Source organism: Flavobacterium sp. AC267 (genome assembly GCF_979258715.1).
Genome location: NZ_OZ409875.1, coordinates 4,454,035 through 4,468,774 on the forward strand (window position 1 = coordinate 4,454,035; position 14,740 = coordinate 4,468,774).

Sequence of the window (14,740 nt, forward strand, 5' to 3'; positions counted from 1 at the left end):
GTAATCTTAATGTATTCAATCTGCTTCTATTTAAAATTGTTAAAATCAACATTTTAACAATTCAAAAAAGAAATAATGTAATCGATTGCACAAATATAGTTTTTAATCTCTACAATCCAAATAAATTGTATAAAAAATTATTTTGACTATTTAAATAAACATATTATATAAAAAAAAGAATACAAAATTACACATTAAACAATATATTTGTTAAAAGCTAATAGGTAAAATTTATCCTTTTTATGGGGTAAATTGTCTTTAATTCTATGTCTTCAAAAACTTTTTTAGTCTATTTTTACTTTTAGAAACAAACGGTTGCATTTTCTGCAAGCAAAATTAAATAAACAATTAATAATCAAATAATTATACACAAAATTGAAAAATACAAAAAAAACATTATTAAGAGGATTTACTTTAAGTTTTCTTTTATTTTCTGGAGTATTTACAAGTAGTGCTCAAAATCAAGTAATTCCGTTATGGAATAAAATTCCAGATGAAATCAAATCAGCAGATTATAAAGAAAAAGAAAGTATTACGGATGGAAAATTACAAAGTACGACTCAGGTTACTGTACCAACTTTAAGCATCTTTATTCCGAAAAATGCAAAACCCAATCAAACTGCGGTAATCATTTGTCCAGGTGGCGGTTATATGCATTTGGCTTTTGACAAAGAAGGAACAAAAGTAGCCGAATGGTTTAATAGTTTAGGAATTGCGACTTTTGTATTAAAATATCGTCTTCCGAACGATTTAATTATGAAAAATAAAAATGTCGGACCATTACAAGACGCGCAGGAAGCTGTTCGTTATGTAAGGCAAAATGCGACAGAAATTGAACATTGATCCTAACAAGATTGGAATTTTAGGATTTTCTGCAGGAGGACATTTGGCATCGACTTTGTCTACACATTATGACGATAAGGTTTATGAATCGGCATTTAAAGTTAGTGCACGCCCTGATTTTTCTCTTTTAATTTATCCTGTAGTTTCAATGGAAAATAAAATCACCCATAAAGGATCGCAGACAAATTTACTTGGAAACAATCCATCACAAGATTTGATTGATTTTTATTCTAACGAAAAGAAAGTTACTTCTAAAACACCGCCGACATTCTTAATTCATGCTACAGATGACACTGTTGTAATTCCAGAAAACAGTATCAATTATTATCTGGCACTTAAAAATAACGGAGTTACAGCGGAGTTACATTTATATGAAAAAGGCGGACACGGTTTTGGATTAGGCGTAAATGATACCAGTAAATTTTGGACAAGAGATTGTGTAGAATGGCTAAAAGCTAATGGTTATAACTAAAAATAAGAAAGGCAAAACTTTTTCAAGTTTTGCCTTTTGATCAAAAAAAAAAAAAACAAAAAGGAATTTAAAAAACCATTTTTTTATTTTAAGCTGTAACTTCTTGTCTTGCGTTATTTTTCAATTTAGGAGCGGGAATTGCTTTACTTGCCGCTTTTGGTTTTGCGAAGCAGGTGCTTTCTTTTTACCAAATTTTTGCTTTCCCCACCAGATAATAAATCCTGTAATAGGTAAACTGGCAGAAATTAAACTAGCAAAAAATGCAATAAATTTTCCCGTTAAACCCAGCACACTTCCTACGTGAATATCATAATTCATTCTTCGGATTTTGTCTGGAATGTTTGCTTCAATATACTTTCCTGAAAAAGGTGTTTTAATCGAAATCTCTTTCAAAGTCTGCTGATCGAAACTATAACGATCCATATTATAAAATGTATGTTTTTGTTTGTATACAAAAGCACCAATTGGATCTGCAGGTTTACCAGGAATACTAATCATGATTCCGGCCGCCTGAGGATTTCCTTTTCTAATATTCAATAATACTTTATCGGCTGTTGTAATATTAAATGCCTTAATATTAGTGGTATCCGATTTTGGAGATTCACGGTTTTCTGTCAATGGTTTCCCGCCTGAAGTTACCCAGTACAAAGATTTACTCCACCAGCCAAAACTCCATACTAAACCAGTTACAGCAATAAAAAACAGAAAAATACAACTGTAAAATCCAAATACATTATGCAAATCGTAATTGACGCGTTTAAAACTCGCGTCCCATTTTATTTTAAAACTTTTGTCAATAATTGACTTAATCCATTTTGTAGGCCACCACAAAACAATACCAGAAATCAGCAGGAAAACAAAAATTAAAACGGCAACACCTACAATTGGGCGCCCAATATCGTATGGAAGCCATAAAGCCCGATGACCGTTTAAAATCCATCTGAAAAAATCCGGCGAGTCTCCTCTTGAAAAAGTTTTTACATTAAGAATTTCTCCTGTATAAGGATTCATGTAAACACTTATAAAAGTACCGCTTCTTCTTCCTCCTTTGCCTTTGCCTTTTTCGCCCTTTCCTTTTCCTTTACCCTTTTCATTTCCTTGAGTTTTTAACTCAGATTTCCCTCTTTGGTTTTCATTTTTGGCAATATCTTTTCCTTTACTGCCTCTTTTACGCTCTCCATTATTTTCTGTTTTTTCGCCTCTGCCTCTTCCACCTTCTTCTTTTTTCTCCACAAAATAACCTACGATTGCGGCTTCATCTTTTTCTCCAAAAGTTACACTTGTTGCTTTCTTGTCTTTCATTTTTTTATCTGCAATTGTAATCAATTGAGACGGCATCAAAAATGCTTTTTCCTGAGGTTCAACAAAGCGCCAGTCTTCGATAAAATCTTTAATTTCATTTTCGAAAACATAAATGCGACCCGTAAGACTCACAATCACTACGATAATTCCTGATGCTAAACCCAGCCACAAATGCGACCAAGCCATCACACGTTTAAAGAGCGATTTTTTACTTTTTTTCTTGTTATTAGGTTTTGGTTTCGACGAAAACATAAATTGGATAGATAAATAGGATAAATAAAAAAACCGCAAGTCCTCATAAAAAATAAGGACTTACGGCAAAAAAAATATTAGTATTTTAATTTCTGGATTGCAGTAATTTGTCCGCCTTCAACTTTCATACCTTGTGTAGCAACAGCAGTTGTACCGTTGATAGAGTAAATCCAGTTTCCATCAGGAGTATTTACACCAAGAACAGCTGAATTTCCATCTTCTGTTGTAATATTATAACGAGTAGTAGCATTTGACAATACAGAAGGCATACCAGTAACCCATTTAAAAGTTTGGTTGTATACATCAGCAACAGCTAACTTAACAGCTCCTGCATTAGTTCCAGGGTTTCCGTACATTAATAATAGGAATTTACCATTTGAGATGTAACTTGTTGAAGAAATTTTGTAACCTCCTGATTTTTCCTGAACATTAAAGAAGTAAGATTTGTCAAATTCTGTGGTTCCTTTAGCAATTTTAACTACAGCCGAAGGTTTTGTAGAAGTAACTACACCATTAGCTGTTCCAATAGCTCCAGAAAATCCGTAGGCATCTCCTTTTTCATCCTGAAACAATCCATTAGTAAAATAAGCTCCTAAGTAACTTGTACGATTATCTTTAATTACTTTTTCTAATTTTAAATCTGGATAACTATATACAGCTACCCAAGTACTATCAGCATGTCTTGTTCCAAAAGTATCTGGAGCAATACCATTAATTTTCATGTAAGGCATAAATACTTTATCTCCTACTTGAGTTGCCCAAGTAAAATGCGCCCTTTCTGCTAAATCTGGATTTTTATTTCCAATTAAAAGTCTGGTATCTTGTTGTACTGTTCCTGTAAGTACAGATTGTTCTGCATCAACTTTATACATATAAGAAATTGAAGCACCGCTTCTAGGTACTTTTACCATTAAAATATCTTTGTTAACTGGCGCAAAAACTTGGACTGTCTCAGCTTGGAAATTTGAAGTCTTAGTTAAAACTCCATTCGTAGTCAAACCATATGTAGTAACAGCTCCTGGATTTCCTTGACCGTATAGGAAACTAAAAAATTTATTTTGCGTTGATAAATAATAACGATAAGTACCGTCTTGTTCTAACCCATTTCCTGCTGTGGTAATTGATCCTTTTGAAACGTCATCGGCAGTTAATAAATAATCCGCGACTCCTGTTGCTCCTGTAGAAACGGTAACTATATATTTTGATTTTCCTGTTTCTCCACTAGCTCCTTCATTTTGCTCATCGTTACTCTCACATGAAGCAAAAGTGAAAGCAAATGCTCGCTAACAGTAAAGGTAATTTGGTAATTGTTTTCATAAGTATTAAAATTTATATTAAAATTATTTATTCGACTTGTTAAAGAAGTATCTAAATTTTAGATAAAAAGCACGACTAGGTTTTTGAAGTGAAAAATTATCCACAAGTTCATTATCAAGTAAGTTTTGACATTCTAAGGCGACGTTGTATTTTCCATTAGCCATAGTGTAAACCAAGTTTAAATCATGCTTAAGCTGTGTAGGAATATCGTGCTTACCACTCGTACCCCCTCTACTTGGCCAGTACAAATAATAGGCATGTACATAAAGAAGATTATAGCCTACAGATAAATTATTTCCTTTTTTAAATACATCGTTAAAAAAAACTGTTGCATCTAGATTACTAAACAAATAAGGGATATTGGGTACCCTGTCTTTATAGTAATAGGAAACATAATTTTGCTCTGGTTCATATTTGGTCATATTGCGTATATCTTGGTAAGTCATATTAATACCAGATGTAAATCGCTTTTTGTAAGAGTATCGAATCTCTCCATCGATACCTTTTGTTCTAACACTTCCTTGATTAACAGTTACAGTTTTGTTCTGATTATTATTAAATTCAGTACGAATAAAATCAGCGACATCACGATAGATACCATTTACATCAAATGTTAACGCATTAACGTCACTAAAACTAGTTTGATAACTAAAACCTAAATTAATATTGTTACTTGATTCTGGTTTTAAATTATTATTTCCTTGTAAATTATCATTGGGATCACCAAAAATTTCATTCGATGTAGGTAATCTATAGGTTTTTTCATAAGAAGCCTTAAGCTGTACATTTTGCTTTAAATAGTAGTCGCTTGCCCCTCCGTAACCCAAAGAAGATGACTTATCATTTAACTCCATATAGGCAACATCTCCCCAGTTTCCAGAAGGATTATAACTTCTTGTTAGAGTAGTCTTTAAAGTATAATTTTTCACAAATAATGAGGTGCTCCATTTTTGATTGTAATCAAATTTGTAACCAGTTTGCGAAAATATTCTTTTGCGGCTTTTCAGGTTGCTGGTAAGTTACAGACTCAGGATAAAGTTCATCACTTCCTTTGCGGTCAAATGTGTTAAATGTATTGTTTATTAATAACGAATGACGTTCCCCAATAGCATAGTTCGCATTGAAAGTGGCTATTCCATTATTGTTTTTAAATTTATACAGGGATCTACCAGCTTCTCCACCTGGACCTGCATTTTGTGTATATTGCCCAAACCAATTGTATCGTCTATTTACGGTATCTACAGTTTGCTCATAACCAAAATTAAAATTTCCAGTTACATCTACATTCAACCCTTTTGTAAACAAATCTTTTACTTGATATTTTAAAGTAGGCATCAAAGTATTTCCTCGTCTATATCTTTCGCCAAATACTGCTACCATTCTGGCTCCAGTTTGAATATCGGCCTTATTTTGTCCGGCTGTAAAACCAATCATTAATTTATCGGCATATTTTTTACCCGTAATTCCAATATTAAAAATTACTGTTTCATTATGGTAATTATCATGAAATCTTCGTACTCGTGTTTCTGGATAATATTTACCGGTTTCCAAATCATTAGTTTCAACATTTACCCAATAATTATTATCAGAATAATTTTGAAATGCATTTATCTCTGTGGTAAAACCACTTTTTGAAGTATAGCCTGCGTTTATGGCTGTTTTAAACGTGTTAAATGATCCAAAGGAATAAGAAGCATCCACATATGTTCGAGGTTTGCTATTTGTTACGATATTAACAGCTCCTCCCAAAGCATCTCCGCCAAGCCAAATAGGCACAACACCTTTATAAACCTCTACACGATCAGCCAGGTTAATTGGAATATTATTGATTTGAAAAGACGACCCAAAATTATCCATTGGTACACCGTCAATAAAAATTTTAATTTGGTTCCCAGAAAATCCATTAATCGATAATTCTGATCGCGATCCTACACCTCCAGCTTCACGAAAACGTACCCCGGATACCCTATCTAAGGCATGTGCCAGATCTAAAGTGGAATTATGCAGTTTTTTTGCATCAACTGCTGTTACGTTATAAGCTTGTTTATTTACTTTATCAGTTTGAGTTCTTCCCAATACGGTTACACTTTCTAACTCTTGTAATTCGTTTTCTAACTTAACCGGAATATTTAGATTACTTCCGGCAACTTCAATCTGTTTTTTTTGTACTGCAAAACCAATTGCTGAAATCTTTAATGTGTATTTTCCTGGAGTAATATTTTTAAAAATGTAGTTCCCATCTTCATCGGAAATTACACTTTGATTTGTTTTTTCGATAATAATGGTTGCATAAGGAACTGTTTGTCCAGAATTTTCCACAACTTGTCCAGACACCGAAACCCCTTGATTTTGCTGGGAAAACGATAAGAACGTAATGCATAAAAATAAACTGGCAAATAAAAATTTTTGAGTTGACATATCTTTAATTAGACTAATTATAAATAACTTTGGCGCAAAAGTACTCTCAACTGCTTCAAAAAAGTTAGGGAAAAACGGATTATTATTTTGTAAAAACGGATTAAATTTTGAAAATCAAAGCCACTCTTTTAACGCCAGAAACGCCAATAATTAAAATTCAGATTGGAGATAAATATTACCCAAAAAGTATACTTACAGAAGAGAATATCAACATAGAAAACAAAGATTCTGAAAAAATTACAAGTCGCCATTTAATCACCGAAGGCTTGGTTTTAATAGATACTCAAATGTATTATTCGAGCGCTAAAACGGTCATTTTTGAAATTGATGAAGAATCTGTGGTAATGAATTTTATTTACAGCAGTAATGTAGAAACACACATTGATCAATTAGAAAGCGAGAGATATTCTAAAGAAAATACACACAATATTTTTTATACCAATAATTTTAAAGCCACTTTTACAATTCCCGCCTTTACACAATCCAATTATTTATCGATTATTCTGTCTAAAGAGTTTTATTACAATATTATAAATGAAGATTGGCGGCTTCATGAAAAATTTTCAAAGAATATTCTGAACAAACAATCGAGTTATTTAACTTTAAAATATCTACCTTTTACACCTGCCATACAATGGGTCACGCATGAAATAAAAAGTTGTACCAGAAAAGGCGCTTTAAAAAGAATTTATATCGAAAGTAAAATTAAAGAACTGCTGATTCACCAGCTTGAAGATATTTTCGCTAAACCTTCATCCACAGAAAAAATTGACGAAGAAGATTATAACAAATTACTAGAAGCAAAAAAAATATTAGACAACGACTATAGAAACACTCCTACTCTTCCGGAACTTTCACGACTTATTTCTTTAAATGAATTTAAACTAAAAAAAGGTTTTAAAGCTTGTTTTGGAACAACTGTTAGAAGCTATATCATTAAACTTAGAATGGAACATGCGAAGGAATTATTTCAAAATAAAAAAGCAACTGTAAGTGAAGCGGCATATAAATGCGGGTATAAAGATGTTTCTCATTTTTCAGCGACGTTTAAAAGTTATTACGGATTTTCTCCTCAAAAATTTAAAATCAATACCGACATTATTCAGTTTTGGTTAATTGGTTTTTCACTTTTTTGGTAAAAAAAAGGGTCTTAAAATTATGTCCGTCGACGTAATCTTAAAACCCTTAAAAAATTAGACATTAATTGTATACTGCAAACTTATATACAAAACCCACGATCAAATGAATATGTCAATTTCATTGTAAAAACGTTTCTCCAAAAACAGTTTTCTGTAAAAATTCAAAGTGACATCTAAAAAGGTAAAGAGTGCCGCCGTTTTCAAATTTCTACACCTCAAAATTAGAATCTGCAAAAGAAAATACCTTACGGCTTTCCTCATAAGCGTAAAAAAATAACACTCTCAAGGTCATAATAAAAACTTATAATACTACAAATCAACGAATTGAATTTTCAACTTTAACATTAATTTGTGTAAATAATAGTCAGTTTTTTCTTTTAAAGTGTAAAAAACACACTTAAAAAATCATTTCTTATCCTAGATTAAGACCTGTTTTTTGATCCCTGACCTATATTTGCAACGAGGTTAAGGGTCTCAAAAAAATAAAAAAGGAAAAATAAAAATCTTAGAATCTCAGAACCTTAGAATCTCAGAACCTTTTCTTTCTTATTCTAGATTAAGTCGAATAGAAAATGAAACTAATAAATTTGCATAGTAAATCACAAGTTCTGTAAAACTGATGTTTCTACAAAAAATAGAAAAGCGGCTCAGAATCTTAGAAACTAAAAAAGATGAAAACACTTGAATTCTTATTACTCGGAAAAAACGAAGCGATATTGGCCATATTACTTCGTCTTGTAAATGCATACGAAGACTGGAATGCCGTTTCTTTTAACAACGAAAAAGAAGCTCAAGACTATTTTCAAAATCACAAAATCGATGTTGTTCTTTTGAGTTCCGGAATCGAAGATCACGTTGAAAAAGAGTTTACTTCTTTTTGTTTAAAACAACAGCCAGAAGTAGAAGTTATCGAACACTTTGGCGGCGGAAGCGGATTGCTAAAATCCGAAATTCTTCACCGTTTACACTTAAAAGGAAAAATTTAGGTACAAATATTTTTCTCTTTTAAAATTTCACTAAAGCTTAGAAACAATTCATTTTACGAATATCAAATTAAAATTTACGATATATCGTGAGGCTTTCTATTGCCTTTTTTTGAAAAACCCATTAAAATCAACACTTTACAAACAAGGCATTTATTTTGGATGTAATAAACTGAAAATCAAATTCTAAAAATATTTAAAAACCCAATTATTCACAACAAAATCAAAATTATCATGAAAAAATTAATCCTTACAACAGTTTTAGTCTTAGTAACACTTATCGGATTTGCACAAAAACCAAGTCCAGCATTATTAGACCCATCAAATCATACTTTGGTACTAATTGATTACGAAAGCCAAATGGCATTTGCAGTAAGCAATATTCCAATCGATCAACTAAGAAACAACACCGCTCTTGTAGCCGGCGCATCAAAAATATTTAAAGTTCCAACTATCGTTACAACAGTTGCCGAGAAATCATTTAGCGGACCTGTATTTAGAGAAATTGAAGAATTCTACCCGCAAAAAACTTCCAACTATATTGACCGTACTACAATGAATACTTGGGAAGATGCTCCCGCTCGCAAAGCAATTATTGCGACTGGTAAAAAGAAATTAGTTTTTGGCGGTTTATGGACAAGCGTTTGTATCGTTGGGCCAGCTTTATCTGCAATCAATGAAGGTTACGATGTTTATGTAATTACAGATGCAAGCGGTGATATTTCTAAAGAAGCTCATGAAATGGCTGTAACTCGTATGGTTCAGGCTGGTGCACATCCAATAACTTCATTACAATATTTATTAGAACTACAACGTGACTGGGCGCGTCAGGAAACTTATGTTCCCGTAACCGACTTAGTTAAAAAATACGGCGGTGCTTATGGTGTAGGTGTTCAATATGCTCACGAAATGTTGAAACACTAAATTTTTTGAATTAAAAATTGAGAATTAAAAATTAAAAATTTTGCTTATAGTTCTGGCTAACCGTTTTTTGAAGTTTAAAAAACCAATTTCTTTGTTTTTTATTTTCACGCAGATTTAGCAGATTCAGGAAATTTTAATTTTTAATTCTCAATTTTTAATTTCTTATTTAATTTTTAATTAAAAAAAAGCCAAACTAAATATACCACAGCCATGAAACTTACTTCTAAAATACTCGCATTACTTTTAATTATTTCCCTGCCTGTTTTCGCTCAAGGCAAAAGAGCCACATTAATCGTTCATCATGCTTTAATTCATACTTTAGACGATAAAAATACAATTGTTGAAGCTATGGCTGTAGCCGATGGGAAAATCCTAAAAACAGGAAAAAACAGCGAAATCTTAAAATTAAAAGACAAAAAAACAACTGTAATCGATGCTAAAGGAAAAGTAATTATTCCCGGAATATTCGATTCTCATATGCACATTATCCGCGGTGGAAGATTTTACAACACCGAATTAAGATGGGATGGCGTTCGTTCTTTAAAAAGAGCTTTAGCAATGCTGAAAGAACAAGCACAACGAACTCCAAAACGACAATGGGTTCGAGTCGTAGGCGGATGGAATGCTTATCAATTTGAAGAAAAAAGACTTCCTACTTTAGCTGAAATCAATGAAGCAACCGGCGATGTTCCTGCTTTTATTCTTCACTTATACGGACACGCTTATTTGAATAAAGCGGGTTTGGAAACTTTAAAAATCGATGCCAATACGCCGAATCCAAATGCGGGATTGATCGAAAAAGATGCAAATGGAAACCCAACAGGATTACTAGTAGCAGAACCAAATGCTTTTATTTTATACTCTACTCTTGCTAAACTTCCTGAATTATCTGAAGAAGAAAAATTCAATTCGACCAAACAATTTATGACAGAAATGAACCGTCTTGGTGTAACTGCGATCATGGATGCCGGCGACGGATTTCAAAACTTCCCAGACGATTACGGCGTGACAAATGGTTTATGCAAAGACAGCGATTTAACTGTTAGAATGCCTTATTATTTGTTTGCCCAAAAAGCTGGAACAGAATTGAATGATTACACCAAATGGATGCAGACGGTTGAAATTGGTGAAGGTCGCGACGACGATCATCATTCAGATAAAGTTGAATATCATGTTCAGGGCGCAGGAGAAAATTTAGTAATGAGCGCGGGAGATTTTGAAAACTTCGATAAACCGCGACCAGAATTGAGCCCAGCGATGGAAGGACAATTGAAGGAAGTTTTATCTTTATTGGTGAAAAATAGATGGCCGTTTAGAATTCATGCGACATATAATGAAAGCATTACACGGTTTTTAAATGTTATTGAAGACATCAACAAAGAAACGCCTTTAAACGGACTTTTATGGTTCTTTGATCACGGAGAAACGGTTTCTGTAGAAAACTTAAAACGTATAAAAGCCTTAAACGGCGGATTAGCAATTCAGCATAGAATGGCGTATCAAGGTGAAAGCTTTATTAAAAGATATGGAAAAACTGCTGCCGCAAACACTGTTCCGCTAAAGAAAATATTAGAATTAGGAATTAAAGTTGGAATGGGAACTGACGGAACCCGAGTCGCAAGTTACAATCCGTGGGTTGGTTTGTATTGGCTGACAACTGGAAAAACTTTGGGGGGTTTAAAATATATGAATGACGAAAATATTGTAGACCGATCAACAGCGTTAAAATTATTTACTTACGGAAGTGCACAATTGATTAACATTGAAAAAGACAGAGGAATGCTGACAGCAAATAAATTAGCCGACTTTGCGATTCTTTCTGATGATTACTTCAATACTTCTGAGGAAAATATTCTCACTATCGAATCGAAACTGACAGTTGTAAATGGAAAAGTAGTTTATGCCGATAATGACTTTAGAACATTTGCAAACGAAAAACCAAAAGCAATTCCGGATTGGAGTCCTGTAAATTACTTTGGCGGTTATCAAAAAAACTAAATCAAATTAAAAAAAGATAATAATTTATAGGGCTTTGAATGCACAATTTAAATTCTAAATTTGTGTTATTCAAAGTCCTAAAAATGGAAAAAACATATTCGGTTGTCTTTTATTCTAAAACATTGGTGGAGCCGGTTAAGAAATTGAAAGATTTTTTAAGAAGCAAAATCAAATGGTACAACAGCTGTAATTCTGAAGCACATATTACAATTTGTGAATTTAAGATCGATGAATCGAAGCTCGAATCAATCAAACAAAAGCTTTCTCAAATTTCTGATACCTTTACGCCGTTCCAAGTGTCTTTAGACCACTTTGGTTCTTATCCCAACAGCGGCGCTTTCTTCATTGCTCCTAACGAAGATGTTGAAGATAATTTTAAGTCTGCTAATGAAAAAGATTCATCAGGCTTTAAAACCATTAAAACTTAAAAAAAGCGAAGATCCACACCTGTCAATCGGACGAAGGTTAACACCCGAAAATCTTAAAATTGCTTCTGAACTTTTTACAACAATTCATCTCGACTTTCTATGCAGTGAAATTGTTATAAGAGAGTTTGATCCTATAGTTAAGCAGTTTTTCGTTATTGATAGTATTCCTTTTGGCAGTAATCCTCAGCCAGAATTAATTCAGGGAAGTTTGTTTTAACAAAATAATTCACCACAATCTTGTCATCCTGAGGAACGAAGGATTACACTAGAAACTCTACAACGTAACTCCGTAAAGTATTTCCAGCAATCTTTGTGGAGTTGATTTGTTGCCAATCTTTATCGAGTTACTATATAAACATAGCCAACGGTTTCAACCATTGGAGCACATTGTATTTATGATACATTCAAGATGTATTCACAATATATTCAAAATACAATCCACAATCCGTTTCCCACGGTTGAAACCGTGGGCTATATTTATAAATTGCGACTTACGTCTTTGTGAGAATTCACTAGCGTTCTTTGCGTAAATCCTCGCGAACTTTGCGTTTAAATTCAACACAAACAAATAACTGAAACAAAGAAAACCTGAAACCTGAAACTAAAATCAATATTTCGTATATTTGAATTTTACAATTCACAAATATGAAATCACTAGATTCATTTTATCAAGATATTACCGAAGGCACATCTGTCGAGCCGAGTTCATTATTACCAAACGACATTAAAAAAGAAATTGGTCATTTTAATGTTTTTGACATAAAAGAACTTTTAGAACGACTAAAAGAAAAGCCTGGAATGCCTTATGATAGAAGAGCTTATTACAAGATAAGTTTAATTCGCGGTAAGAATAAGGCCGAGTATGCTGATAAAATAATCGAAATTGATAAACAAGGATTATTATTTGCTACGCCAAAAATTCCGTACAACTATTTACCGCAGGACACGAATCAATCTGGGCAGTTTTGTGTTTTTACTAGTGAATTTTTATCCAAAAATAAAAGCGGAATCGATCTGGACGAACTTCCTATTTTTGCCGCAGACGGTTATCCTATTTTTCAATTGTCTGATGAAGAAGTAGAAGAAGTGGCTTTGATTTTCAATAAAATACAAAAAGAAATCAACTCTGATTATATCTACAAATATGATTTGATCCGAAATTATGTTGCTGAACTAATTCACTTCGGGCAAAAATTACAACCTATAACTGCGCTTTATTCCAAACACAATTCTGCAGCGAGAGTTTCTTCTTTATTTGCTGAATTATTAGAAAGACAATTCCCAATCGAATCTCCAAATCAAAGATTAGAATTGAGAACGGCAAAAGATTTTGCATCACGATTATCAGTTCATGTCAATCATTTAAATAAGGTTTTAAAGGAAAACACAGGAAAAACCACAACCGAATTAATCCGCACCCGATTGACAAATGAAGCGAAAATCCTTTTAAAACAAACGGATTGGAACATTTCTGAAATCGCTTTTTCCTTAGGTTTTGAGGAGCTGGCGCACTTTTCTAATTTCTTTAAAAAACAAACGTCGTTGACGCCTTTAGCTTTTAGGGCTTGAGTTTAGATTGCAGATTTTAGATTTTAGATTTCAGGTTTCAGGTTTCAGGTTTCAGGTTTCAGGTTCAATAGAACTTTGTCAAAGTTTAAAACTTTGACAAAGTTTAGCGTAACGTTTTGGAATTTGGAATTTAAAAGATTTGAATTTAAATACACCTGATTTGAATTTCGCAAACATCGATTTGATATTTACAATTTCCCAATGTTGCCTCACTCCTACCTTTGTCTTATCAATTTAAAAGATCGAAAAGATGAATTTATCAAACAACAAAATTTTAATAACAGGCGGTGCAAGCGGTATCGGACTTGGACTTACTGAGCGATTTATTCAGAAAAACAATACCGTAATTATTTGCGGTCGAAGAGAATCTGTTCTAAATGAAGTAAAAGCAAAATTTCCATCAGTTATTACAAAAGTCTGCGACTTGTCTTTAGAAAAAGAACGAATTGCTCTTTATAAATGGATCGAAGAAAATCATCCTGACTTAAACGTATTAATCAATAATGCCGGAATTCAAAAATGGGTTTCTGTTACTGATGCTGATTTCTACGAAAGTATGAAAAGCGAAGTTGCAACCAATATTGAAGCACCATTGCATTTAACGTCACTATTTATTCAATTAAAATCGCTGACAACTGTAATGAATGTAACTTCTGGACTGGCATTTTCTCCTTTTGCAAAAGTTCCTGTTTATTCGGCTACAAAGGCGTTTTTTAGATCGTTTACACTTTCACTTCGTCATTTATTACAATCAAAAAACATTGAAGTAATCGAAATTATTCCACCAGCATTGAATACAGACCTTGGCGGCGTTGGTTTACATGATGCACATCCGAGCGTAAGCGATTTTATTGTTTCTATTTTTGAACAATTGAAAGAAGGAAAAAGCGAACTTACTTTTGGAACCAGTGAAACGAGATTAAATGCAAGCGTACCAGAATTAAAGGCTTCATTTAATGCACTTCATTCTAACTTATAATTTTAAATTAAAAATTGAGAATTAAAAATTAAAAATTTTGTCTCTATGTACTTGTTTTATTGAGTGCTATAAAGTCTCGAAAAAAGGTCATTACATTGTAAGGTCTCCTCCCGAAG

Annotated in this window: 14 protein-coding genes and 1 pseudogene; 10 read left to right on the top strand and 5 right to left on the bottom strand. The window is 32.9% G+C overall.

Going from position 1 to position 14,740, the window contains the following annotated elements; translation table 11 throughout:
- The first annotated feature begins 375 nt into the window (after positions 1 to 375).
- Complete coding sequence (locus ACZZ95_RS23565) at positions 376 to 843, top strand: alpha/beta hydrolase (protein WP_463470936.1); 468 nt, start codon at positions 376 to 378, stop codon at positions 841 to 843.
- Positions 821 to 1,315, top strand: a complete 495-nt coding sequence (locus tag ACZZ95_RS23570; RefSeq protein ID WP_463470937.1) for an alpha/beta hydrolase — start codon at positions 821 to 823, stop codon at positions 1,313 to 1,315. Before ACZZ95_RS23565 ends, ACZZ95_RS23570 begins: the two co-directional genes overlap by 23 nt.
- A 120-nt stretch (positions 1,316 to 1,435) precedes the next feature.
- On the opposite strand, the gene ACZZ95_RS23575 is transcribed toward ACZZ95_RS23570, so the two are convergent.
- From ACZZ95_RS23575 to ACZZ95_RS23595, 5 genes and pseudogenes are all read right to left on the bottom strand, one after another.
- A complete protein-coding gene (locus ACZZ95_RS23575) occupies positions 1,436 to 2,869 on the bottom strand; it encodes a PepSY-associated TM helix domain-containing protein (protein ID WP_463470938.1) in 1,434 nt (477 codons plus the stop codon).
- A gap of 77 nt (positions 2,870 to 2,946) precedes the next feature.
- Positions 2,947 to 3,780, bottom strand: a complete 834-nt coding sequence (locus ACZZ95_RS23580) for a DUF4374 domain-containing protein (RefSeq protein ID WP_463470939.1) — start codon at positions 3,778 to 3,780, stop codon at positions 2,947 to 2,949.
- 60 nt (positions 3,781 to 3,840) lie between these two features.
- A pseudogene (locus tag ACZZ95_RS23585) lies at positions 3,841 to 4,068 on the bottom strand (DUF4374 domain-containing protein); the annotation flags it as partial.
- Between the two features lie 141 nt (positions 4,069 to 4,209).
- Positions 4,210 to 5,115, bottom strand: coding sequence for a TonB-dependent receptor domain-containing protein (locus ACZZ95_RS23590; RefSeq protein ID WP_463470940.1), 906 nt, complete (start codon positions 5,113 to 5,115; stop codon positions 4,210 to 4,212).
- 31 nt (positions 5,116 to 5,146) lie between these two features.
- On the bottom strand, positions 5,147 to 6,604 hold the full coding sequence (locus tag ACZZ95_RS23595; protein ID WP_463470941.1) for a TonB-dependent receptor plug domain-containing protein: 1,458 nt from the start codon (positions 6,602 to 6,604) through the stop codon (positions 5,147 to 5,149).
- 107 nt (positions 6,605 to 6,711) lie between these two features.
- On the opposite strand from ACZZ95_RS23595, the gene ACZZ95_RS23600 reads away from it, so the two are divergent.
- From ACZZ95_RS23600 to ACZZ95_RS23635, 8 genes are all read left to right on the top strand, one after another.
- Positions 6,712 to 7,743 (top strand): helix-turn-helix domain-containing protein, encoded by a 1,032-nt coding sequence (locus tag ACZZ95_RS23600; RefSeq protein ID WP_463470942.1) that lies wholly within the window; start codon positions 6,712 to 6,714, stop codon positions 7,741 to 7,743.
- Positions 7,744 to 8,414: 671 nt separating this feature from the next.
- Positions 8,415 to 8,729 (top strand): hypothetical protein, encoded by a 315-nt coding sequence (locus tag ACZZ95_RS23605; RefSeq protein ID WP_463470943.1) that lies wholly within the window; start codon positions 8,415 to 8,417, stop codon positions 8,727 to 8,729.
- Between the two features lie 231 nt (positions 8,730 to 8,960).
- Entirely contained in the window at positions 8,961 to 9,650 is a 690-nt protein-coding gene (locus tag ACZZ95_RS23610) for a hydrolase (protein WP_463470944.1), read from the top strand.
- Between the two features lie 210 nt (positions 9,651 to 9,860).
- Complete coding sequence (locus ACZZ95_RS23615; protein ID WP_463470945.1) at positions 9,861 to 11,648, top strand: amidohydrolase; 1,788 nt, start codon at positions 9,861 to 9,863, stop codon at positions 11,646 to 11,648.
- Positions 11,649 to 11,731: 83 nt separating this feature from the next.
- Positions 11,732 to 12,076 (top strand): 2'-5' RNA ligase family protein, encoded by a 345-nt coding sequence (locus ACZZ95_RS23620; RefSeq protein WP_463470946.1) that lies wholly within the window; start codon positions 11,732 to 11,734, stop codon positions 12,074 to 12,076.
- Positions 12,036 to 12,293, top strand: a complete 258-nt coding sequence (locus tag ACZZ95_RS23625) for a hypothetical protein (RefSeq protein WP_463470947.1) — start codon at positions 12,036 to 12,038, stop codon at positions 12,291 to 12,293. The genes ACZZ95_RS23620 and ACZZ95_RS23625 overlap by 41 nt, the downstream gene beginning before the upstream one ends.
- Before the next feature lie 428 nt (positions 12,294 to 12,721).
- Positions 12,722 to 13,645, top strand: a complete 924-nt coding sequence (locus tag ACZZ95_RS23630; RefSeq protein WP_463470948.1) for a helix-turn-helix domain-containing protein — start codon at positions 12,722 to 12,724, stop codon at positions 13,643 to 13,645.
- A gap of 250 nt (positions 13,646 to 13,895) precedes the next feature.
- Positions 13,896 to 14,624 (top strand): SDR family oxidoreductase, encoded by a 729-nt coding sequence (locus tag ACZZ95_RS23635; protein ID WP_463470949.1) that lies wholly within the window; start codon positions 13,896 to 13,898, stop codon positions 14,622 to 14,624.
- The last annotated feature ends 116 nt before the right edge of the window (positions 14,625 to 14,740 follow it).